This window comes from Phascolarctobacterium succinatutens (genome assembly GCF_958453765.1).
Classification (GTDB): Bacteria; Bacillota; Negativicutes; order Acidaminococcales; family Acidaminococcaceae; genus Phascolarctobacterium_A; species Phascolarctobacterium_A succinatutens_B.
The window spans coordinates 101,782-125,648 of the sequence record NZ_CAUDZA010000002.1 but is presented as its reverse complement, the minus strand read 5'-3'; the positions used below and the strand labels follow the sequence as shown (position 1 = coordinate 125,648).

Here is a 23,867-nt window from a genome sequence, read left to right as displayed (position 1 = left end):
CTTTCGGTTAGGTATTGCTAACTTCATGCTTATTGTAGCATGTTTTATTGTAGTTAGCAATATGTAACACGAAAAGTTTTCATGAAAACGCTTTGAAAATTTTTTGACACTGCTTATTTCTGGTAATAACCCTGGATTTGCTCCAGCAGGAAATCAGCACCCTTTTCGCCCATAAACGGCAGGTGTGTTGCCACTACGCCATTTATAAACGGTGCACTGATGAGCACCTTCATGTTGCTTGCATCTGCCTGCGTGAGCGCCACATCGTCCGCGAAAAGCAACGTGTCGCGCAGCTCACGGATTGTCTGCAGCCATTCGCCCTCCTCGGCGTAGGCTTCTACATCTGCCGCAGGTTCGCTAATGGCCTTCAGGCTGTGCGCGCACATTTTGTGCGTCACGCTGATGCCTGCCTGCTCCAGGAAAGCGCCCACACCCTGCACCAGGTCATAATCGCCCTTAACAGCGGCCTGCCTTGGCTTGCTGCCGCCCATCATGGCAAACATACTGAGCATGGACATGCCCTTTTCCTTCATTTTGATGCGCATCAGCACCATGGGCTCAGGAGCCTTACCAACTGCTGCGCCTACCTGCTCCAAAAAGCTTACGGTGCCGCTGTAGCCGTAGGGAACGGCATAAACATATGGCGTACCGAACTTTTCTTCAAGATATTTGGCAGCGGCAAGGCCTTCGTTGCCCAGCACAATATTTACCTGTGCCTTGCCCATAGCCTGCAGCTCGTCTATGCTGGTGTCGCAGCAAAGGCAGGCATTGCAGCGCAGGTCCAGCGCTTCATCCAGCAGGCTCTTTACCTCCCAGATGTCGCTAGCCATGCGGTAGCGCCACGCAGAGGCGCCGATGATGTTGTACATGCCCGCCTCCTGCGCTGCATCCTTCTGTGGCAGGTTGCGCACCAGCAGCTTGTAGGTTTCGGCCAGGCCGACGCTGTAATCACCGCGGAAGCCGCCCTGCTCGAAGGCCACAAGCTTAGCCTTGACCTCGTTTTGCATATAACGGCACACGCCCTTGATGTCGGTGCCGATGACGGCAGTTACGGAAGAGGCAACAACGAAGATAACCTTCGGCGCATAGCTTTTATCAAGTTCGATAATTGCTTCCTCTAAGCGTGTTACGTCGCCCATGACAACATCGTCCTCGCTCATATGCGTGGTGAAGAGGCGGTTTTGAAAGCGCAGGCCCAAGCCTCCGTATAAGCCCATGCTGTAGTGCGTAGTGCCCGCTGGGCCGTACTCCAGCACGATAGCTCCCTGTACAGCCAGAAGGCTCCAGATAATTCCCATTCTGTCCGATGGTGTCGGTAAAAATCTTACTAAGCTCACAGGCCGGCCTCCTCTCTGAACATTTTGGCATCAGCGACAGCCTTCGCCACCGCCTGCAGCATGAAGCTGTTGCATTCAAAGCCCAGCATTTTGCCTGCCGGGTCGCTGTGCAGCAGGGCAATGCCCTTGCGGCGCAGGCGTTCACCGAACTCATGGCCCATATAGAACCACGGATGCAGTACGTCGTAAACATATTGCAGCGGTGCGATATTCGCCGCCTTGCAGATGTACGGGTCGGTTTGCGCCAGAATGCTTTCGATATCCGCAAAATTAGCCTCGCTCAGCTTATTGCTCTGAATCAGCTGCGGCACCAGGCCCAGGCTGCACAGATAGCTGTTGAGCTCGAAGCAGTCATACTGCGTATTGCCGTAGATATAGGGCACGCCCTTGACGTCAGGCAGCACCTTCTGCTCCAATTCCTTGCATTCCTCAAATTTAGCGCCAATCTCCGCAGTCAGCGGCAGCTCCAGATAATTAAACAGATGCTGATAGGTCTGCAGGATTTTTTCCGGCGCTGCGAAGCGGTTGAAGTAAACGTAAGGAATGCCGTACTGCTCCTGCATAGCCTGCGCCAACGGCAGCGCGATATCATGCACGACGATGTTCACCTTCGCTGCGGGAGCACGGCGGATTTCCTCGGCAGTGCAGCCGCTGGGCAGCTGTACGCCCAGTTTGACGCCTGCTGCCGCTAAAAATGCGTGCAGCTCCGTGTCGGCAAAGTTGCCCATGCGCTGGCCTAAAACGTTGACGCTGCCGTCACATTCCTGCTTTTGCATCATGGTGGCGCAGGCAGTGATGGCGCGCTCCAAGCCGGGGAAATGGTCCTCGCACTTAAAGTGCTCGGTGTGCACCGCCATTACCGGAATATTGTATTGCTTGGTCAACTCTGCGGCAATGGCGTCGTAATCATCGCCGATTACCTCAATTACGCAGGTGGTGACGAGCATCACGCATTTCGGCTGATATTCCGCCACTATTTCTTTGAAAGCCTTGTGCATGCTTTCGGTACTGCCGAAGGTCACGTCATGGCTGTCGAGCACAACGGAAACGCAGCGTCCCGCAATACCGCCGTAGCGCTCGTTGATGGTGAGGCTTTTGGTGTAATAGCTGCATTCGTCCGTGCCTACGATTACCAGCAGGCAATCGTTGATACCGCCTGCCACCATCGCCGCACCCATCAGCGGACAGTGGGTGCCGGGGAACAGCGCTGTTGTGAGCTGGGGCACATCCTTGATTGTCTGCACCTTGCTCAGGCGGTTCAGGCGGCCTAAGATTTCGTTGCCGTCCATGCCTGCAGCCTGCGGCGGCATACCCATTTTCTCAGCCATTTTGCGCATTTCGTCCTTCTTTTCGCCTTTCATTGCCTGCATCATGCTCATCATCTTGCCCATGTCGGGCATAGCGCTCTTGTCACCGTTTTTCTGCTTGGCCTTGATGGCTTCGATGGCGCTTTTGGGCATGCCCATTTTTTCGGCCATCTTCCACATTGCATCTTCCTTTGAGCCCATGTACTGCCTCCTATTCTTCTTCGTCCTCACTCATAGCCAGCACACGCTCGGCTAATTCGTTGTACACCTGTACCATTGGGGAATCCTTGACAAATTCGCTGACAGTGCCGCCCTGATTTTCGGCGATTTGGATATCGCCGCTGCGCGGAACATATTGCACAACCTCGGTGCCGATTTCTGCAGCAGCCTTGGCTACCAGCTCCTGCTCATTCTCAATGTTTTTGGCGTTGAGGATGATGCCCTTCAAGCGTGCGTAGCCGCGACGGCCGAAGTTTTTGATGGCCTGAGCGATGTTGCTTGCCGCGTAGAGGGCCATCATTTCGCCGGAGGATACGATGAATACCTCGCGTGCATAGCCTCCGCGAATGGGCATGGCGAAGCCGCCGCAGACTACGTCGCCTAAGACGTCGTAGATGACGATGTCAGGCTTGTAGGTTTCAAAGGCTTCCAGCTCGGCCAGCTTTTCAAAGGCGGAGATGATGCCGCGGCCTGCGCAGCCGATGCCGGGGGTGGGGCCGCCAGCTTCTACGCACAATACGCCGCCGAAGCCTTCAAAAACGATGTCTTCGAGCTTAAGAGCTTCACCTTTGGCTTTCAGTTGTTCTAATACTGTGGGGATGCGTTTTCCTTCCATGAGGTTTTTGGTGCTGTCGCTTTTGGGGTCGCAGCCTACTTGCATTACTTTGTAGCCTTTTAATGCGAGGGCTGCGGATAAATTGGAGGTGGTGGTGGATTTGCCGATGCCGCCTTTACCGTAGATTGCTATTTTTCTCATGTTTTTCTCCTTGTGGGTTATAGTTATTGAGGGTTATTATTGATGTTCAATGCGAAGTATAGCCTGCTTGCTTACGCTTGTGTGCTATGATACTTTTTGCCCGGGGCGGCAAAAAGTATCCAAAAAACGCCCTTAACGGCTGCTCCGCCGGATTCCGGCGACTAGATTCGCAAAATTTTTCACGTCGCTGATTTTTGCGTGCCGTTCATCCGCAGGATGCGTCAACACTCCAGCGAAAAATTCCTGTGCCTGTCCGTTGCTTGCGCAGTTCGCTTGACATCGATGTGCTTGCGGGCCCGTCGTCCGTTCCGGTCTGCGCAGCGCCAAGGGTAGTGTGCTAAACGTTCTAGCTAAGAATGATGTGTTGTTTGTTTAAGCGTAGGATAGACGTGCTTTGCCTACTCTTGCGTTGCTATGATACTTTTTGCCCAGGGCGGCAAAAAGTATCCAAAAAACGCCCTTAACGGCTGCTTCGCCGGATTCCGGCGACTAGATTCGCAAAATTTTTCACGTCGCTGATTTTTGCGTGCCGTTCATCCGCAGGATGCGTCAACACTCCAGCGAAAAATTCCTGTGCCTGTCCGTTGCTTGCGCAGTTCGCTTGACATCGATGTGCTTGCGAGCCCGTCGTCCGTTCCGGTCTGCGCAACGCCGAGGGTGGTGTGCTAAACGTACTAGCTAAGAATGACGTGCTTTTTGTTCAATGCGAAGTATAGCCTGCTTCCCTTACTCTTGCGTTGCTATGATACTTTTTGCCCTGGGCGGCAAAAAGTATCCAAAAAACGCCCTTAACGGCTGCTTCGCCGGATTCCGGCGACTAGATTCGCAAAATTTTTCACGTCGCTGATTTTTGCGTGCCGTTCATCCGCAGGATGCGTCAACACTCCAGCGAAAAATTCCTGTGCCTGTCCGTTGCTTGCGCAGTTCGCTTGACATCGATGTGCTTGCGAGCCCGTCGTCCGTTCCGGTCTGCGCAGCGCCAAGGGTAGTGTGCTGTTTGTTTGAGCGAAGCAAAGACTATCATGCTTTACGATAGTTTGAGCGTAGTTTAAGTGAAAATTCCTTATTATAAAGCCTATTATTTATATTCTATTACAAATGGGAAGCCTTGTACGAAGTAGCAGCGTACTTTTTGGCCGGCGTCATTTTTGGCAGCACTGAAGCGCCATTTGTAAAAGGCGCTGAGGGCGTTGTTATCCAGAGTGCTGTTGCCGCTGGAGCGCACTACTACGGCGCTTTCTACGCGCCCGTCAGTTCCTATAACCCCACGCACGACAACGCGCCCGCCGATTCCCGCATCACGCAGCGCCTGCGGATAAACCGGAGCCGCAGTTGAGGCTACACGCGGAGGCACCTTGGGATTGCGTGCAATGCCGGGGCCTGCACCGTCGCCAATGCCGCTACCGTGTCCCGCACCGTGACCGCTGCCACTGCCGCTGCCTGCACCAATACCACTGCCGCTGCCTGTGCCATGGCCGGTTCCGTGACCGCCGCCGCTGCCACTACCGTTGCCACTGCCGCTGCCTTTTTTTGCACCTGCAGGCACATGCTTCACTACATGCTTCACAACCTGCTTATGCTCTATCTTGCCATCAGGCAGAGTAATCGTTTCTTCCTCCACGACTTCCTCCACCTGCTCCTCGCCATCGTCGGCAGCATCAGCGATAGCTTCATCGGCGCCACCTCCGCCTCCGCCGCCAGCATCAAAGAACACAACGGTGTCAGCATCCGCAACCGGCGGCTGCATAGCAAAGACGCCCGAAAATGCCAGTGCGACGAACAATATAAAATGTATTATCAGTGAACCGCAAAAGCCAAAGCGCTGACGTGCCTTCGCCTGCAGCTTTTCTATCTGCTTCATCGTTACTTACCGCCATCCGTCGCCAGGCCGAAGCGTGCTACGCCTGCACCCTTCAGCTTATCTACCAGCTTAATCACCTCGCCGTACTCCAGCGCCTTTTCCGCACGGATGACAACGGCGAAGTTTTTGTTCTTCTTCTGCTCCAGGCCTGCCTGCAGCGCCAAGGCCTCCGCATCCGTTTGGGCATCGCCCAGATAAATGCTGCCGTCGGCCTTCATCGTCACGGCGAAGGTGGTCGTAGTATCCGTCGCCGCATTTTTAGCCTGCGGCAGCTTCACCGGAATCGTTTTCAGGTCAATCATATACATCGTGCTCAGCATAAAAAAGACCAGCAGAAAGAACATAATATCAATCATCGGGATAATCATCAGCGGCGGCGTTTTCCTGTTACGCACATCTCGCAGCTTCATGATCTTGCTCTCCTTGTTTCAGCCTCCAACAGTGCGCTGAAGCACTGCTCCATATCCGTAATCATGTTGTCCATACGGTGAGCGAAATAGGAATGTGCGCACAGTGAAAGAATAGCTACGCACAAGCCCGTTGCCGTCGCTATCAGCGCTTCGCCGATGCCGCCGGTAATCGCCATCGGCGCACCCGCTTCTACGTTGAAAATGCTGAAGGCACCGATCATGCCCACGATAGTGCCCAGCAGTCCCAGAAGCGGGGACATCGTTACGATAATGCCCAGGTAATCCAGCTTATCGCGCAGCGTCGCCATAAAAATACCGGCACGGCTTTCGAGGAAGGCGCTCTTTTCTGCCTTACCGCCTGCAATTGCCGCCACATCAGCAAGCATCTGCGCGCACTGACCGCTTCCCTTGTGCGCCAGCTCTGTCGCCACAGCAAAATCACCGCTGCGCACGGCGGCGCAATAGCGGGAGGCAAAGACAGCGCCGCTGTCCACGCTCTTATAATATATAAACCGCTCAATGGCGATTGCTATCACAGTTATAGAACAGGCGAGCAGCGGCCACATAACCAGTCCGCCCTTCTGAAAGTACATTATTAAATCTGTTATTGCCTGCATATTTTCCTCACAAATCTACAAATGCTGTCGTACTTTTACAGGAGGTGCATACTGCTCCCCAAAGTACAGAAAGGAGCAGTATGCTGATATTATGGAATCAAAACTCTAATTAAAAGGTCATCTCTGCGCCGACACGCCAGGTGCGGCCGTCGATAGTATAGCTATGATTTTCATCATAGGGTAAGGTCTTGTCAAAGATATTGTCTACACCGGCATAAACATGCAGGTTTTTAGTAATTTGCTTGTCTGCAACAAAGTTAAACGTGTTAAAGGTATAGGTATTAACATTGCTGGAAACCTTGTACAGATAATCTACATACCACTTAGACCACAAAGTTGCGGTAAACGGCAATTCTGCATTATCAGTATAACTTAATTGGACAACACCGTTTTGTCTTGCTCTGTTATTCAGACGAGCATTAGTGGTTTTATCCTTAGCATCCGTGTAGTTATAAGTAGCCTTAACATTCCAATTATCATTGAAATTGTAACCAACCTCTGCTTCTGCACCACTGATTTCCGCTTCGCCTACATTGTAGTATTTGCTCTTGACAACCATGCCGACACCGGGAACATAGCCACGGTAGAACATATCGGAATCAATAAGATTATCTATTTCATTATGATAATAACCTAATTTGCCGGACCATTTACCTTGCTCTGCTTCAAAACCGATGTCGAAATTAGTTGCTTTCTCAGGTTTTAAATCAGGATTACCTAATACCTGAACATTCATCATGCCCATGCGTTTATCCATGGTAGAGTACAATTCATATACTGTCGGCGCACGGAAGCTCTTGCCATAGTTGACCTTAAAGCGGCTATTATCGCTGAAGCTATAGGTAGTACCGATTTTAGGAGATGTATGACTGCCGAAGGCATTGTGATGGTCAAAACGCACAGCAGGAATAAGCAGCCATTTATCAGTAATTTTCCATTCATCCTGCAGATAAGCAGCATAAGTATCTACATCCTTTTCAGAACCTGCTTTAGTGATACCTGCAAAGGTTTCGCTATATTTGTTATCACCGCCACCGCCGAAACGTGTACCACGCATATTGGTCGTAGTCCATTCAGCGCCATAAGTCATAGTGTTTTTATCATTCAGCTTCATGCTGTTTTTGCCTTCAAACACCAAAGTATCATACGAGGTATGGTCAAAATCGGTAATAGCATTATTTTCGTTTGTTACGTTGCTTTTCTTTAATGTATTGTAATACATACGCAGATTATAATCGTTTTTATTATCCTTGCCATAATAGGTCAAAGCATAATCGGAACGGTTGTTATCATAATTATAAACACCTTTGTCAGTGCCTTCACTGCTATTACTGGTGAACTGTTCACGCATAAAATTCAAATCTAAAGCAAGACCACGGTTAGCATCAAAGGCATAATCAAAACCAAGATTTAAGAAACGGCGAGGTCCATACATATTGGAGCTGCTAGTATCATAACCTTTGGTTTTATTGTAATAGCCGCTAACCTCTTTACGGACATCTTCAATACCGCCGCTGGCTTTTACACTTACTTTGCCTTGACGTCCGGAAGAATAATAGAAGTTTGTACCCATTTCTTTAGTGCCGGTATGAGCACCGATACTTGCATGCTCTTGGTTGGCTTTCTTTGTAATGATGTTAATAACACCACCCATAGCATCGCTACCATACAAAGCAGAACCATTGCCACGAATAACTTCAATGCGTTCTACATCTGCAAGATTGATACGGCTCAGCTCATAGGCATTCATTGTAGAACCGGTGTTTTCGGCAGCCATACGACGACCGTCAACCAAAATCAACGTATGCTTGCTTTCCATACCGCGAACCATAACCACATTGCCGGTCATGCCAACCTCTTGCACATCAATGTTAGTTGCAAAACGCAAGGCATCGCGCACGTTATAAGCAGCAGTATTTTTGATATCCTCTTGGGTAATAACCTCAACGCTTTGCGGAACCTCTTTTTTCTCCAGCTGTGTCTTGGTTGCGGTCACAACGTAATCCGCACCGCTGTATTCATCGTAATTATCTGCCTCCGCAGCAAATGCCATATGGCCAACTGCACTGACAACACAGGCAGTAAGTAATGCTATCTTCTTTTTGTTTAAATTTCTCATAATGCACCTCTTTTTTCTACTTGTTTTTTTATGGTATATTTCACACCCGTAAAGTCAGCAACTGCTAACTAACGGATAAAAAAATATCGGAAGAATTTATTTTCTGTCGAACCATACGACAAAATCACCCGCAGGCTTTTCGCCCTTCTGTTTGCGCTCCAGCGGTGTGATTACGGCAACCTTGAGCTCAGGACGCAAAGCTTCCAGCTTTTGCGCTGTACCCAGATGCGCATCGGAATGGAAGCAGCCATTGATATGCAAAATCTGCATATTCTGATGTGCGTCGGCAAACGCAGCAATACTCTCGGCCATCTTGTCATCCTTCAGGCATTGCGCCGCATAAACTGCTGCTAAACGCGCTGGCGGCATCTTCATCGGAGCTGCCGGCGAGCTCATCTGCGCATAGAATTTATCCTTATACGCGCCCTCGGGAGCATAGGTATGCTTGGGCAGCCATTGCTGATACTGCGCCTCCACGCCCTCCGTCGAAGCGTTGTTTTTCGCTACGTGCGCTGCCAAAAAGCGCGGTACGTTAGCGGCAATAACGGGCATTTTCTTTTCTTTGGCAAAATTTACCAGCGGAGCATAATCCGTGCCGTAATTAGGCCAGGGGCGGCTTGCAGCGAGAAAATTTTCTTCGCTCATAGTACCTGCCAGAAATTTATTCAGCTTATCCTGATTATCTGCCTCAAACATTTCCATGGATAAGGCCAGTTTCTCGCCTTTTGCCTTATACATTGCCTTCAAAAGCTCTAATTCATATTGGTGTATTTCACTTTGGTCATGATATTCACCAAAGAAGACTACATCATACTTTTGCAGCTTACTTGCCAGCTGCGCTGCTGTTAAATTTTTACCGCTCTGCGCATCGCTGAACTGCGCCGCACCTGCGGCACCTGCGCACAGGCACAACATTGCCATGCTAAGAGCGATTGTTTTCATAAATTTATTCATCTTAATCATGCTCCTCTACACTATACGGAAAGCACACGGGGTACTGCGTCCCGTTGGCCTCGACACGCATGATCACAGCCTTCACATCATAAAGCTCTTCAATTACAGACTGCGTGAACACCTCGTCCGTAGGTCCGTCTGCCATGATGGTGCCCTTTTTCAGCGCAATCAATCGCTCACTGTAGCGCGCCGCATGGTTCAAATCGTGCAGCACCATGATAACCGTCAGGCCCATTTCGTTATGCAGGCGCACAACAAGCTCCATCAGCTCCAGCTGATGATGCACGTCCAGATAAGTAGTAGGCTCATCGAGCAGCAAAATCTTCGGCTTCTGCGCCAGCGCCATGGCCAGCCACGCGCGTTGACGTTCACCCCCGCTCAGTGTATGCACAAGGCGCGTACGCAGCGGTCCCAGCTCGGTAAACTCCAGCGCCTCCTCAATCGCCAGACGGTCCTCCTGATTGAGGCCGTCGAAAAATTTACGGTACGGCATGCGTCCGTAGCACACCAGCTCCTCCACCGTCGTGCCTCCGGGAGCGTTCGCACTCTGCGCCATTACTGCCAGTGTGCGCGCCACCTCTTCCGTAGACATCTTGTTGATATCCTTACTATCCAGATAAACAGCACCGCTCGCAGGCTCCAGCAGGCGGCAGAGTGCCTTCAGCAGCGTCGATTTGCCGCTACCGTTCGGTCCGATAATCGTCACAATCTCCGGCTGGGAAATATCCAGCGTCAGGTCCCTGATTATCGTATGCTCGCCGTAGCGCAGAGTAATTTTTTGTGTATGTAATGTCGGGATATTCATAGCTTAACGCATCCTCCGTTTCAGCAGATACAAGAAGAACGGACCGCCGATGAAGGACATGAAGATGCCCACAGGAATTTCCAGCGGACTGAAAAGCGTTCTTGCCGCCGTATCAGCCAGTGTTACCACCGCACCGCCGGCAATCGCCGCACAGGGCAGCAGGTATTCGTGGTCGCTGCCGATTAACAGGCGCATGATGTGCGGCACGATGAGGCCCACAAAGCCCAGCATGCCTGCCACGCTTACGGAAACCGCCGCCAGCAGCGCGGAAAGAAAGATCAAAATAGTGCGCATGCGCATAACGCGCACGCCCAAACTTTTGGCCAGCTCATCACCCAACTGCAACGCATTTAGGGAACGCGCACACAAAATCGTACCGATAATACCAATCGCGCTATAAGGCAAAAGCATTTCCACATGCCCCCAGCTGCGCCCCTGAAAACCGCCGGCCATCCACATAACCGTGCCTTGGATTCTGTCACTGTAAAATACGTTCAGCGCCGCCATACCGCCGCCGAAGAAGGTGGCAACTGCCACGCCCGCCAGAATCATTCGCAGCGGGTTGATGCCCTTTTCCCACGCCAGGAAAAAAACGATGCCTGTGGAAAGCACGGCGCCGACGAAGGCTGCCAGCGGCACCATAGCAGATTGTTCCGGGAAAATCAGCATGACAATCATGGCAAACAGGCCCGCACCGGCACTCACGCCGATGATACCGGGGTCTGCCAGCGGATTGTGCAGCACGCCCTGCAGGTTGCAGCCTGCCAAAGCCAGGTTAGCACCCACCAGCACTGTCACAATCGTGCGGGGCAGGCGGATGAGGTTCACAATGCGATCGGTGTCAGCATCGGCCTCGCCCAGCAGCGCCGCCCATGTTTCGCTCACGGAAAGGCTCACCGTACCGCTGCCGATGCTCACGAAGATGCCTGCAACGAGCAGGATGCACAGGCCGCAAAAGACCGCTATACGCATTTTTTCTTTTGTTTTGGCATCATTGCTCATTGCTTGCCCTCTCCATAGATATATTCTTTCATAATCTTCATCGCGTCGATGGTGTGCGTGCCGGGGTTAACGGTAAACAGGCTAGGCGGCAGCTGGTACACACGGTTATTCTTCACGGCGTTCACGTCATGCCAAATGGCGTTTTCACGCATATTGGCGCGCAGCTTTTCCAGAATCTCCTTGCTGCCGCCCATGGTAATCAGCATCACGATGTCGGGGTTTTCCTTGGCTACGAATTCCATGCTCAGCGGAATGTAGCTGCTGTCCTTCACGTTCTCGGCCTTGTCCGCAATGTTTACGGCGCCCAAACGCTCTGCCAGATCACCGCCGAAGCTCTTTTTGGTGGACATATTGAAGCTGTCTGGCGAGCCGAAGATGATCAGCACCTTCGGTCCCCTGCCCTTCTGTACGTCCTGCGTCAGTGCGGCATATTCCTTTTCTATCTGCGCACGCTTGGCGGCAGCTTCCTTTTCTCTGCCGGCAAAGCGGCCAAAGTCGTCTATGCTTTTCAGCACGTCCTCATAGGAGTTTATCATGTTCAGGTAAAGCGGCACGCCGGCCATTTCCAGAGGCTTGCGCAGCATTACGTGGAAGGGTACGTTCGTACCTACAACCAGGTCAGGCTTCAGGCTCATGATTTTTTCCAGATTGGGCGCGTGGATCATGCCTACTTCGGGGATGTCCTTAATGCTTTCCTTGATGTCGTCGGGATATGAAGTGCTGGTAGGTCTGCCGACGGCCTTGCCGCCGATGGAGGTGAAGATTTCCAGATTGGAGGCATTGAGAAAGACGATTCTTTTGGGCTCCGTGGGGATGTGAACCTTGGCGCCGGTGCTGTCGGTTACGCTGACGGCGGCGTTGGCTGCGAGCTTGTGCTGGCCTCTTGCCAGCAGGAAGTAGCCTGCCAGGGCTATGATTACGACAAATACGAGTAAGATATATTTTTTCATACGCAACTCCCTTTACAATATTAGCCAGTGCTATCTTTAGAATTAAATTAGCCTAGTCTAACTTTACTATGCCATTATCTTATAAGATGGTGGTTTTGTCAAGATAAAATTAGCGTAGGCTAATTGGGCGAATCAGTTTTCAGTATGAAATTCCAGTGAGATGTCCATTTTCAGCACTTCTTTTGCCTGCATATCGCTATGCAAGCGCAGCTCTTTAACTTTGCAACCGTCGCGTTCTACCTGCCGCAGCCAACGCAGCAGGGAATAAAAATCACCGACAGCACTTATTTTCACTGTCTGCAGCTGCAGACCATGTTGCAAAGGCATAGGCTGGCCCTCCAGTTGCATGCTACTCAGTTGAATGCTTTGCGCTTGTGCCTGCTTTTGCAGGCGCTGCAGGATGTTGTTTAAGTTCAAATTATGCTCTACCTGCTGCTCTAATTTCTTTTGCTTATCCAATAGCTTGATTTTATATGTCTTATAATCACTGTGTTCATCAGCAAAACGAATCTGCTGTGTCAGTTGCCCCTGCAGCTTCTGTGTCTGTTCTACCGCCAGTTGTCTTTCATTCCAAAGCTCTAATGCCTTTACTCCAAAGCCTGTAGACAACACCAACGCTATACAGGCAAGCAGATTAATTGTTTTTTCTCCTGCTTTCATTGCTTGCCCTCCTTCATCTGCAACTGCAGTTTATAAACAAGAACGTTACCCTGATGCTGCGATTGCAGAAGCTCTACTCTGCTGTAATTTCCACATTTTTGCAGCTGCTCCACAAAACTTTCCAAGGCCAAATTATCCACCGCCTGTCCTTGCAGCACTAAAGGTTTTTTACTGCCGTTGTATTCTAGCAGTGTCAGCCAACAGCCTGGCATCATCTGGCGGCAGATGTGCTCAACCTCACCACCTGCCTCTTTCGATGGTTTAGATACTGCAGCCAACAGCTTTTCCAAACGCTGACAGTTACGCTCAACAACCTCGCTTTCCTGCATACGCTGTTCCCACTCCGCATACTGCTCTAATTGCTGCTCTACCTCCTGCAAATCGCGCTGCGCCAGATAACAGCCTCCCCAGGCACTGGCATAAGCCAAAATCGCTAACCCTAAAGCTGCACAGCCTGCTTTTGTCAGATAACGGCCAAAAGTGGCCGCTATCCCCTGTAAGCGCCTCTGCTTCTGCCTGTATATTGATGGAAGAGACTTCCCGGCAAACCATTTATCTGCTGCTTCATCAATCGTTTTACTGCCTAACAAAATCCCCTGCAGCTTCAGCATTAAACTTCTGCACAGCTGCTCCAGTTCAGCACGCGACGCATTCTGTAAGGCTGCAAACATCACCTGATATTGCTGTTCATCTGCTTCACCGATAACATGTGCTTCAAAGCTGTAAGTATAGTCTTCATGCATCCAAGGAACGCTCTGCTGTACCTCCCATTGCAGTGCAACCTGCAGTTCACGCCGCCGCATTAAAGGCAAAAGCAGCTGTTCGGAGTACATCGTCGCTGTTGCAGGCAACAGCAAAACGGCTGCTCCTTCCTCCACCTCACGCTTTAAAAGCAGTTCACGTAAATTATCGGCAAGTCTTTGCTTATTTGTCAGGCACTCTTCATCAAGCTGCTCCTGCCAGCTGCGTTCTCCATTCTGCCAATACGCCACCTGCCCCGTTTGCAGTGACAACAGCAAAAGCACCTGCTTACGGCGCCAACGGCAGCGCAAAGCGCACAATACAGACTCAAACAGCTCTTTAACACTAATACTTTTTTCATGCTTCATCATAAGAACATCCTCCAATACCATGTAATGATTTCTTTACCACAAAAATACGCAGCAACCGCTGCTGCGCACAAAAACGGTCCGAAGGGAATCGCCTGTTTCAGCTTCCCACGCCTGCACAGCAACAATAATGCCCCTACAACACCACCGCTGACAAAGGCGAGCAGCAAACACAATAGTCCCTGCTCTAAGCCAAGCCAGATTCCCAACACAGGCGCTAACTTGACATCACCCTCGCCCATACCTCCGCGACTGGCAAAATACAGCACCAACATTATTGCCAAAATAATTCCAGCTCCGTAAGCAGCATCAAAAAGCTGCCCCTCATACCACGCGCGTACTAAGCCAACTGCCGCTAAAATTAATGTTACCTTGTCATAAAGCAGCATAGATTTCATATCAGTATAAGTGTGATAAAGCAAACCGAGAACAAAAATAACAGCAAACATAATTACCTCCTTAAAAATTTTAAGAAAAAAAGCAAATAGGACCCCTGCATTGTAATTTGTACTACAATACAGGAGTCCTAAAACTCTTCACTGCATATTTACTTTTTCTGCTTCCAGATAAAGCCAATGCGCTTAGCCAAAGAGCTGAAAGTCTTTAATTGCCTCTTACCAGTTCAGGTCCTCAACCTCTTGACGGCCTTTGCCAGTCAGAGCATCCATCATGATGCGTTGCTCGATTTGAGCAGCCAGCTTCTTAGTGAACTTAACAGTATCCGGGTTAACGGACATGCTGTCGATACCGCTCTTAATGAGGAACTCGCAGAACTCAGGATATACGCTCGGAGCCTGACCGCAGATAGAAACGGTCTTGCCATCCTTATGAGCAACCTCGATCAGGTGACGGATTGCACGGCGTACAGCCAGGTTACGTTCGTCATAGATATGGGAAACAGTATCGTTATCACGGTCGCAGCCCAGAACCAGCATGGTCAGGTCATTGGAACCGATGGAGTAGCCATCGACAAACTTGTTGAACTGGTCAGCCAGGATGATGTTGGACGGAATCTCAGCCATCAGCCAAACCTTGAAGTCTTTACCACGGGACAGACCGCAGTCAGCCATAATCTTGGTAACCTTTTCGCATTCCTCTACGTTACGGCAGAACGGAATCATAACGTTCAGGTTCTTCAGACCGAACTCTTCGCGAACCTTGCGAACAGCCATGCATTCGAGCTTGAATGCTTCGATATATTTAGGATCATAGTAACGGGAAGCACCGCGCCAGCCCAGCAGAGCAGAAGGCTCGTTCGGCTCGAATTCGTCGCCGCCCTTCAGGTCGCGGTATTCGCTGGACTTGAAGTCGGAGAAGCGCATGGTTACCGGTCTCGGAGCCATAGCCTGGCAAACTTGGCGGATGCCTTCAGCCAGTTGGTCTACAACCTTTTCCGGTTGACCGATTTTAATCAGATACAGCGGATGTTCATGGATATAGGTGGTCCAGATGAACTCTTCGCGCATCAGGCCGATGCCGTCGCAAGGCAGAGTAGCATATTTTTCAGCCAGCTCAGGATCGCCCAGGTTCATATAAATCTTGGTGCCGGTCGGCGGGAAGTATTCAGCAGCAGCAACTACTTGTTGTGCCGGTTGTTCAGCCTTCGGCTCTTCGATAATGCCTTCGTAAACTACACCATGAGTAGCATCAATGGTTACGTCAATGCCATCGGGAATGGTGGTGGTAGCAGCTTCGCCACGGCTCTTGGTACCTACGATACAGGGAATGCCCAGCTCGCGGGATACGATAGAAGCATGGCAGGTCATTCCGCCGCTATCGGTTACGATTGCTTTCGCTTTCTTCATAGCCGGTACCCAGTCAGGAGCGGTCATTTCGGTTACGAGGATTTCGCCTTCCTTGAATTCGTCGATATGGGACGGATCCAAAATTACATGTACGCGGCCTGCTACATTACCAGGGCTGGCAGGCAAGCCTTTAACGATAACTTTGCGATCAGTAGTCACTTTCTTCTCCTCTTTCGGTGCACCATTTTCTTTGTTACGACGGCTCCATACGGTTTCAGGACGGGCTTGCAGGATGTAAACCTTGTTATCGCGCTCGTCAACGCCCCATTCCATGTCCATGTAGCAGCCATAGTGTGCTTCAATTTTCTTAGCGCATTCAGCCAATTGTTTGATTTGCTCATCAGTCAGCTTCTGCTCGTTTTGCTCATCCAGCGGTACAACAACTTCTTCGCAGTCGCCGTCAGCTTTGCGGATCAGCTTAATGTCCTGCGCGTTAACGTTCTTTTCAACAATCTCGCAGGTAGCTTTATTTACAGTATAGTTATCCGGAGTTACGGTGCCTTGAACAACATATTCGCCCAAGCCCCATGCGCCTTCGATGAGGATGTTCTTGTCGTCGCCGGTAGCAACGTTAACAGTGAACATAACGCCTGCAGCCTTGGAGAATACCATCATCTGTACTGCAGCGCTCAGTGCTACATCCAGATGATCAAAGCCTTGTTTTTCACGGTAGTAAACCGCACGGTCGGTAAAGCAGGAAGCATAGCATTCCTTAACCTTAGCAACGATGGTTTCTGCACCCTTTACGTTCAGGTAGGTGTCCTGCTGGCCTGCAAAGCTTGCATCCGGCAAATCCTCTGCGGTAGCGCTGCTGCGAACAGCAACGAACGGATCAGCCTGGCCAACCTTTTCACCCAGCTCTTTGTAAGCTTGGGCAATCAGGTCCTGCAGATCCTGCGGCATTTCTTCGTCCATAATTGCCTGGCGGACCTTAGCGCAAACCTCGCGCAGCTGAGCGCTGTTGTCTACGTCCAGACCGGCAATTAAGTTTTTGATTTTCTCGTACAGACCGGTCTTTTCGAAGAAGTATCTGTAAGCGCAAGCAGTAGTTGCAAAGCCATACGGTACAGGTACATCAACGTGAGAGGTCAGCTCGCCCAAGGAAGAAGACTTACCACCGGCGATTGCTACGTCTTTTCTCTCCAGCTGGTCAAACCACAGCAGGAATGCTTTTTCTTTCTCCATAATAATTTGCTCCTTTTAAAATACTATACTTTTTTCTGGGGAAACCCTTAATATAGTGTATACTATATCACATTTAAAGAGCATATTCAAGCCATTTTTGCAGATTTTTTTAGATTTTTTACCGGAAATTTTCAGACATGCTATAATGTAGATAAAAGTGAGGTGCGAGCCATGAATTTTATCGAACGCCTTTGCAGTAACATAAAAAAGGTAATTGCCCTTATAGCTTTAATGCTCCTTTTAACGCTCGTTATTTTAATTTTTACGCATACATCATTGGGCTATTTTCTTGTGCTGCTGCCCATAACACTGCTGATTATTTATCTTTTACATAAAATGAAAGAGCTGGATGAACAAGAAAGCTTCTTCCACAGCGTAGTTTTATCCGTTCTTGCTTTTATTTTAGTTCTCTGTGGACTGCCGAAGGAGGGAGTATTGCTTGCTGCCGTTGTCTATGCCGCAAAGCTTTTGTACAAATACAACAGGATGCTGCATCCGCAGGAGGAAGAACAGCAGCAATACAATAAAGCAAATAATATAGAAGCAGACAGCGCCGATGATTACGTTCCCCTTATCACCTATGACGACACCTGCCCCGACGATGGCGAGGACTATGGCCCGGAAGGCAGCGTTATCTGGGGCCCGCGTACTATCGAAGAAAATATCTATATCAACGGCAAATGGTACATCAACGAAAACAGCGAGGAATGGGAGGAAAACGAAGGCTGCTGAGCCATTAAACAATTTACGCAGACGCTCATATGCATGGGCGTCTTTTTTTGCGCACAAAAAAGCGGTCCTACCAAAGTAAGACCGCTAATTAGCAATTGGTGGAGACGAGGAGAATCGAACTCCTGACCCCCTGCTTGCAAGGCAGGTGCTCTCCCAGCTGAGCTACGCCCCCAATAGGCTTCGCGCGCATTTGCGTCGGAAACAAGTAAGATTTTACAGGAAAGCGACGCATTTGTCAAGCATTTTTTATTTGGTAATCAGCTCAACCAGCTTCAAAGTCATCAGGCAGGATTTTTCCACGGCAACCATCGGCATAAACTCGCAGTTGGAGTGGAAGTTGAGCGCGCCGGTGAAATAGTTCGGCGTAGGGATGCCCTTGGTGGAAATAAAGGAACCATCGGTGCCGCCGCGCATAGCGATATCCTTCGGCTCGATATCCAGCTCCTTCATAGCCTCGAAAATGTACTCAACGCATTTTTTGTTGTCATCGTTCAGCGCGTCGGCGATGTTGCCATAAACGTCGGTGATGTTCAGCTCAATGCCGGCCTTCGGATTCTTGGCCTGTACATATTCCACAGCATGACGGATAAACTCCTTGCGTGCTTCATACATCTTTTTGTTATGATCGCGGATTTTGATATCCAAAGTCGCTTCCGCAGCGTTGGATTTAATAGCCTGCACCCAGATAAAGCCTTCGGTGCCCTCGGTGTGCTCCGGAGTCTGCATTCTGTCGAAGCAGTTGATGATATCTACGGCAACCAGCGCCGGGTTGACCAAAGTGTTCTTAGCGGACATCGGATGTGCGGTTACACCCTTGATTTTTATGTGTGCGCTGCCTGCGTTAAAGGTCTGGTATACAACCTCGCCCAACTCGCAGCAGTCAATGGTATATGCAAATTCAACCGGGAACTTGCTAAAATCCATCTTTTTGGAACCGCAAAGGCCAACCTCTTCATCCGGAACAAAGGCTACATAAATTTCGCCGTGTGGACGGTTTTCCTTAATGATGGTTTCCAGTGCTACCATCAGGTTAGCAACAGCAGCCTTATTATCTGCGCCCAGTACGGAGGTGCCGTCGGTGGTGATAAGGTCGCTGCCGATATATTTGTTCAGCTCGGGATGCTCGCTTACCTTAATGTAGATTTGCTTTTCAGCGTTCAGCAGTACATCGCCGCCCTGATAGTTTTTCACAATCTGCGGATGTACCTCGGGAGAAAGGTTTACGTCAACGGTATCCATGTGCGCAACCCAGCCTACATTCGGCACGGGAGCGTGGCCTGCAGGCAGGTTAGCCGGCAGACGGCCGGTCAGCACGCAGAATTCGCTGATTTCCAGGTCTACAAGACCAAGCTCAGCCAAATCCTCCTTCAGCAGCTTAGCCATATCCCATTGGCCGGGAGTACTGGGAACAACAGCACAGCCCTCCTTGCTTTGGGAGGTTACGGCAACGTAACGTAAAAAGCGTTCAGTCAAACGTTCTTGCATAGACATTTTTTAGCCTTCTTTCATAAAACTACTTATTACATTATAACACAATTTAGAAAAGCAGATGCGCCCTTTTCTCAATCCCACTCAGACGAGCGAGAAGGGTTGCAGATGCTCCTCCTTCATCAACAAGACGGACGAGAAGGGTTGCAGATGCGAAAGATAATTTTTGAAGGCGTACTAGAGGTACGTCGAAAAAATTATATGAAGCAGATGCGCCCTTATCGTTCGTCGCCAGAGAGGTACGTCGAGGAAACTTTCTGAAGCAGATGCGCCCTTATCGCTCGTCCCTAAGCTATTACATCACCCTACGCGGGTAAACGTAGTCCGCTTGTAAACCCAACGGTATATCCATAAACCAGAAAGCATACAGCATAATAGTCAAAGTAACCAGCAGCGTAATAGTATACGGCAGCATCAGGGAGCTCAGCGTACCGATACCGGCGCTCTTCACATACTTCTGGCAGTAGAGGATAATCAGCGGGTAGAACGCGAACATCGGAGTTACAACGTTAACCGCGGAGTCACTCACGCGGAAGGCAACCTGAGTCAGCTCCGGCGCAATACCTACAGCCATCAGCATCGGTACGAAGATAGGTGCCAGAATCGCCCACTTGGCGGAAGCAGAGGTGATAATAAGGTTCAGCATCGCAACGAAGATGATGATACCGAAAATAGTTACCTGCGGCGGCAGTGCCAGGGACTTCAGGAACTCGGCGCCCGCAATTGCAATCAGCGCACCCATGTTGGAAGCACCGAAAGCATAGAGGAACTGCGCAGCGAAGAAGTAGAATACAATCAGCTGCACCAGAGTTTTGGTGATATCCTCCATCGCAGTGGTAACATCCTTCGGGGATTTGAATTTTCCAACCATTACACCGTAGGTCAGGCCGACAGCGCCGGTGAACACAAACAGCAGGGAAACGATGGACTGCATAATCGGCGCCTTGAAGCTTGCCAGCATACCCTTGTCATCGCGGAAGATGGAATCGGCAGGCAGCAGCAGGTAAACGAGCAGCGCAATCATCACAATCAAAAGGCCGGTAGCAGCGTAGAAGGCACGGTTTTCTTTGGGAGTTACAGCGGTGTTGCCGTCCTCGCCTATTTCTATATCATCATCGAGCGGGCAGTTTTTCCACAGCCACGGCTCAACAATCTTTTCCGTCACCCACCAGCAGCTGGGGATTACGAGGAAGGTCGCACCGAAGGCGTAAAAATAGTTGCACAGTACGTTAACCTGATAAGACGGGTCGATAATCTGCGCAGCGCTCTGGGTGAAGCCTTGGATAACCGGATCAATCGCGGACGGAGTATAGTTGGCAGCGAAGGCACCCGCAATACCGGCGAAGGATGCGCCGATACCTGCCAGCGGATGCTTGCCGCTCGCATAATACATGTAGGCCGCAACCGGGATGATGATTACATAGCCGGTATCGGGGCCGAGATGGCTCAGCATACCAACAAGAATAATAATCGGGGTAATCAAAAACTTAGGCGTAACAGCCAGAATTTTTTTCAGCGCAGTATTGATGTAGCCGGAGCCGTCAGCAATACCGATACCCAGGGTAGCAACGATTACCATACCCAGCGGAGGGAAGCCGGAATAGTTGGTAACCATCTTGCTTAACAGGTCGACAAGATTTTTGCCGCTCAACATATTGTTGACCACAATTTCCTTACCGGTAGTGGGATGCACATAACCAAAGTGCATGGTCGAAAGAATTGCTGACATAATGCAGCAGATGATAAACGCACCGATGAACAAAATCGTGATATCAGGGATTTTGTTGCCGACGCGTTCAATCAGGCCGAGAATGCCGCCGGTCTGATTTTTTGCTTGCGTTGTTTGCATAGGGGACAATCACTCCTTCAAAAAATTAAAAATAACGTCCTCATTATAGCATTTTTTTAATATTTATGCAAAAGCATTCTGCGAACGACAACCATTTGCCAAACTGTTTCTTCAAAAAATGCTTGCGTCAAAAAGTCAAATGTATACAGTATTAATATTTTACTATATACAATCTCGGCAAAATCTGTGCTATAATAAACAAAGCAGTTACATCTGCCCCAAACAAAAATATAACAGCAAGGAGTTTTTTTCATGATACTTTCTCAACGTATTCAAAGCCTGACAGCATCTCCTATCAGAAAGCTGTCTCCGTATGCTGACGCAGCCAAGGCTGCAGGCAAAAAGGTTTATCATCTGAACATCGGCCAGCCTGATATTGCCACTCCGGCACAATTCATGGACAGCGTGCGTGAATTCCAGGCACCGGTAATCGCCTACAGCAATTCCAAGGGCGAAATGTTCCTCTTAAAGGCTGTACAGAAATATTATGCAGAAAAAGGCATGGATTATGCTATTGAAGATATTTTCGTTACCAACGGCGGCAGCGAGGCCCTGATTTTCGCAGTTATGGCTCTGTGCGACCCCGGCGACGAAATCATGGTTTTCGAACCCTTCTACGCTAACTACACCACCTTCTGCAAGGAGTTCGGCGCTAAAATCAACGCTGTTCCTACCAGCGTAGAAAACGGTTACCACCTGCCCAGCGAAGAAGAAATCGAAAAACACATCACTCCGAAAACCAAAGCGATTCTGCTCACCAACCCCGGCAATCCTACCGGCGTAGTTTATACCGAAGCAGAGCAGGACATGATTTCCCGCATCGTTCGCAAGCATAACCTGGCTTTAATCGCTGACGAAGTATACCGTGAATTCGTTTATGACGGTGCATATCGCAGCTTCGGCACCATGCCAGAATTAGACGACAACCTGATCATCATCGATTCCGTTTCCAAGCGCTACAGCGCCTGCGGTGCGCGCATCGGCTGCATCATCAGCAAAAACAAGGAGCTCAGCAAGCAGGTTATCAAATGCTGTCAGGCTCGTCTGTGCAGCCCGATTCTGGAGCAGGTCGGCGCAGCAGCTTTGTACACCACTCCGGCAAGCTATTTGGAAGAAGTTAACAAAGAGTACAAAAAACGCCGCGACACCATCGTTGCAGCTTTGAAGAAGCTCCCCGGCGTGAAGGCATCCGACCCGAAGGGCGCTTTCTACATCATGGTTAACATGCCTGTTGACGATGCAGAAAAATTTGCTATCTGGACTTTGGAAAACTTCGCTATCGACGGCGAAACCGTTATGTTTGCTCCCGGCAACGGCTTCTACAACACTCCCGGCAGCGGCATCAACGAAGCACGTCTGGCTTATGTATTAAAGAGCGAGGATTTGGAGCGCGCTATCTACATTCTGGGCGAAGCACTCAAAGCATATCCCGGCCGTGTAGAAAAATAAGCCTTAAAAACTTTAAAGCTTACAAAAAATCAGACCTCCTGAAAATTCAGGAGGTCATTTTTTATTTGCTCTGCAATGCTTCCGCCAGCAGTTTTTCATCATCAATCGCCTGCGACAGCACCTGCTGCGTATCCTCTCCCAGGCGTGGCGCACGCTTTTTCAGCGTCGCTGGCGTTTTGCTCAGCTTCATAGCGAAGCCAAGCTGCCTGTAGCTGCCAAGCTCTGCGTCCTCTACGTTCAGCACCATCTCGTTGGCCTTGGTCTGCTCCGCAGCCACCGCCTCGGCAAAATCCAGCACTGGCGTTACGCAGGTGTCCTTGCCCGCCAGCAGCTGCTCCCATTCAGGCAGCGTGTATTTGGCAAATTCCAGCGTCAGCTGCTGCTTTAAGTAATCGTGGTTAGCATCATCATCTATCAGATCCGTCATATCAGGGCGCTGCAGTACAGCGCACAGGTTGCTCCAGAACTTCTTTTCCAAGCACCCTACAGCAAGGTAGCGTCCTTCCTTCGTCGCATAAATATTATAGTTGGCGTTGGCACCGGTCAGCCAGTTGTTGCCGCGCTCCGCCACAAAGCCGCTGCCAAAGTACAGGCTCGCAGCACCGGGCATCAGCGTCATTGCCACGTTGTACAGGGAAATATCTATCTCCTGTCCCTCGCCCGTCATCTGTGCATGGCGCAGTGCAATCATAATGCTCATACCCGCCGCCATCGACGCATTCATATCCGCCATCAGCACGCCCGGAATCGCCGGCTTGCCCTGCGCCTCACCACTCATAGCGGTAATGCCTGCCAGGCTCACGTAACCGATATCATGGTCGGCCTGCTTGGCCAGCGGTCCTTTTTTGCCGTAGCCTGTCAACGAGCAGTAGATAATACGCGGATTCACCGCCTTCGCCGCCGCATAGTCAATGCCCAGCTTTTCCAGTACGCCCGGACGATAGCTTTCCACCACCACGTCAGCAGTTTTCACCAGCTCCAAAAACGCTCGGCGTCCCGCCTCCGACTTCAGGTTGAGCACTACGCTCTTTTTATTGCGGTTCAGCTGCAGATGCCAGTAACCGAAATCCTTTAAAAACGGCGGAAAGCTGCGGGCATAATCGCCCCGTTCCGGCTCTTCGATTTTGATAACCTCCGCGCCGAAATCGGCCAGCAGCATTGTACAATACGGTCCCGGCAGCAGCCGTGACAAATCAAGCACACGAATACCCTCTAAAGCCTGCACAATAACGCCCCCTTAACAGCAGCATAT

At 50.2% G+C, this 23,867-nt stretch carries 20 protein-coding genes and 1 tRNA gene; 2 read left to right on the top strand and 19 right to left on the bottom strand.

The annotated features are described in order from the left end of the window. Window positions 1-113 precede the first annotated feature (113 nt). From Q7Q81_RS02045 to ppsA, 15 genes are all read right to left on the bottom strand, one after another. Window positions 114-1,337 carry a nitrogenase component 1 gene (locus Q7Q81_RS02045; RefSeq protein ID WP_304273302.1) on the bottom strand — a complete coding sequence of 408 codons (1,224 nt, stop codon included), beginning with the start codon at window positions 1,335-1,337 and terminating at the stop codon, window positions 114-116. Continuing rightward, window positions 1,334-2,845 carry a nitrogenase component 1 gene (locus tag Q7Q81_RS02040; RefSeq protein ID WP_304273300.1) on the bottom strand — a complete coding sequence of 504 codons (1,512 nt, stop codon included), beginning with the start codon at window positions 2,843-2,845 and terminating at the stop codon, window positions 1,334-1,336. The genes Q7Q81_RS02045 and Q7Q81_RS02040 overlap by 4 nt, the downstream gene beginning before the upstream one ends. A 10-nt stretch (window positions 2,846-2,855) precedes the next feature. Then, window positions 2,856-3,620 carry an AAA family ATPase gene (locus tag Q7Q81_RS02035; protein WP_021720260.1) on the bottom strand — a complete coding sequence of 255 codons (765 nt, stop codon included), beginning with the start codon at window positions 3,618-3,620 and terminating at the stop codon, window positions 2,856-2,858. Between the two features lie 1,078 nt (window positions 3,621-4,698). Further along, window positions 4,699-5,481, bottom strand: coding sequence for an energy transducer TonB (locus Q7Q81_RS02030; protein WP_304273298.1), 783 nt, complete (start codon window positions 5,479-5,481; stop codon window positions 4,699-4,701). A 2-nt stretch (window positions 5,482-5,483) separates the two neighbouring features. Beyond that, window positions 5,484-5,891, bottom strand: coding sequence for an ExbD/TolR family protein (locus tag Q7Q81_RS02025; RefSeq protein ID WP_021720604.1), 408 nt, complete (start codon window positions 5,889-5,891; stop codon window positions 5,484-5,486). After that, the gene (locus tag Q7Q81_RS02020) at window positions 5,888-6,508 is read right to left on the bottom strand and encodes a MotA/TolQ/ExbB proton channel family protein (RefSeq protein ID WP_304273297.1); all 621 of its coding nucleotides are present in this window, start codon (window positions 6,506-6,508) and stop codon (window positions 5,888-5,890) included. Before Q7Q81_RS02020 ends, Q7Q81_RS02025 begins: the two co-directional genes overlap by 4 nt. 109 nt (window positions 6,509-6,617) lie before the next feature. After that, a complete protein-coding gene (locus tag Q7Q81_RS02015) occupies window positions 6,618-8,627 on the bottom strand; it encodes a TonB-dependent receptor plug domain-containing protein (RefSeq protein WP_210684671.1) in 2,010 nt (669 codons plus the stop codon). 96 nt (window positions 8,628-8,723) lie between these two features. Continuing rightward, a complete protein-coding gene (locus tag Q7Q81_RS02010; protein WP_304273296.1) occupies window positions 8,724-9,581 on the bottom strand; it encodes a ChaN family lipoprotein in 858 nt (285 codons plus the stop codon). Between the two features lies 1 nt (window position 9,582). Then, on the bottom strand, window positions 9,583-10,386 hold the full coding sequence (locus tag Q7Q81_RS02005; protein ID WP_021720600.1) for an ABC transporter ATP-binding protein: 804 nt from the start codon (window positions 10,384-10,386) through the stop codon (window positions 9,583-9,585). 3 nt (window positions 10,387-10,389) lie between these two features. Then, window positions 10,390-11,388 carry a FecCD family ABC transporter permease gene (locus Q7Q81_RS02000; protein WP_304273295.1) on the bottom strand — a complete coding sequence of 333 codons (999 nt, stop codon included), beginning with the start codon at window positions 11,386-11,388 and terminating at the stop codon, window positions 10,390-10,392. Further along, entirely contained in the window at window positions 11,385-12,338 is a 954-nt protein-coding gene (locus tag Q7Q81_RS01995; protein ID WP_304273294.1) for an ABC transporter substrate-binding protein, read from the bottom strand. Before Q7Q81_RS01995 ends, Q7Q81_RS02000 begins: the two co-directional genes overlap by 4 nt. A gap of 132 nt (window positions 12,339-12,470) precedes the next feature. Then, on the bottom strand, window positions 12,471-12,998 hold the full coding sequence (locus Q7Q81_RS01990; RefSeq protein ID WP_304273293.1) for a hypothetical protein: 528 nt from the start codon (window positions 12,996-12,998) through the stop codon (window positions 12,471-12,473). Further along, entirely contained in the window at window positions 12,995-14,110 is a 1,116-nt protein-coding gene (locus Q7Q81_RS01985; protein ID WP_304273292.1) for a hypothetical protein, read from the bottom strand. The genes Q7Q81_RS01990 and Q7Q81_RS01985 overlap by 4 nt, the downstream gene beginning before the upstream one ends. Further along, entirely contained in the window at window positions 14,107-14,556 is a 450-nt protein-coding gene (locus tag Q7Q81_RS01980; protein WP_304273290.1) for a prepilin peptidase, read from the bottom strand. The genes Q7Q81_RS01985 and Q7Q81_RS01980 overlap by 4 nt, the downstream gene beginning before the upstream one ends. Before the next feature lie 165 nt (window positions 14,557-14,721). Then, window positions 14,722-17,097, bottom strand: coding sequence for a phosphoenolpyruvate synthase (gene ppsA / locus Q7Q81_RS01975; protein ID WP_304241987.1), 2,376 nt, complete (start codon window positions 17,095-17,097; stop codon window positions 14,722-14,724). Between the two features lie 171 nt (window positions 17,098-17,268). On the opposite strand from ppsA, the gene Q7Q81_RS01970 reads away from it, so the two are divergent. Continuing rightward, window positions 17,269-17,829: a hypothetical protein gene (locus Q7Q81_RS01970; protein ID WP_304273288.1), complete on the top strand. Its 561-nt coding sequence runs from the start codon at window positions 17,269-17,271 to the stop codon at window positions 17,827-17,829. 96 nt (window positions 17,830-17,925) lie between these two features. Here the strand turns inward: Q7Q81_RS01970 and Q7Q81_RS01965 are convergent. The 3 genes from Q7Q81_RS01965 to Q7Q81_RS01955 form a co-directional block, all read right to left on the bottom strand. Then, a tRNA-Ala gene (locus Q7Q81_RS01965) sits at window positions 17,926-18,001 on the bottom strand. A 74-nt stretch (window positions 18,002-18,075) separates the two neighbouring features. Next, window positions 18,076-19,320 (bottom strand): peptidase T, encoded by a 1,245-nt coding sequence (gene pepT / locus Q7Q81_RS01960; RefSeq protein WP_304273287.1) that lies wholly within the window; start codon window positions 19,318-19,320, stop codon window positions 18,076-18,078. A 292-nt stretch (window positions 19,321-19,612) separates the two neighbouring features. Beyond that, window positions 19,613-21,166 carry an AbgT family transporter gene (locus Q7Q81_RS01955; protein WP_304273285.1) on the bottom strand — a complete coding sequence of 518 codons (1,554 nt, stop codon included), beginning with the start codon at window positions 21,164-21,166 and terminating at the stop codon, window positions 19,613-19,615. A gap of 252 nt (window positions 21,167-21,418) precedes the next feature. On the opposite strand from Q7Q81_RS01955, the gene Q7Q81_RS01950 reads away from it, so the two are divergent. After that, the gene (locus tag Q7Q81_RS01950) at window positions 21,419-22,615 is read left to right on the top strand and encodes a pyridoxal phosphate-dependent aminotransferase (protein ID WP_293721710.1); all 1,197 of its coding nucleotides are present in this window, start codon (window positions 21,419-21,421) and stop codon (window positions 22,613-22,615) included. 61 nt (window positions 22,616-22,676) lie between these two features. Here the strand turns inward: Q7Q81_RS01950 and Q7Q81_RS01945 are convergent, their stop codons facing one another. Beyond that, complete coding sequence (locus Q7Q81_RS01945) at window positions 22,677-23,840, bottom strand: CaiB/BaiF CoA transferase family protein (protein WP_304080618.1); 1,164 nt, start codon at window positions 23,838-23,840, stop codon at window positions 22,677-22,679. Window positions 23,841-23,867: the final 27 nt, after the last annotated feature.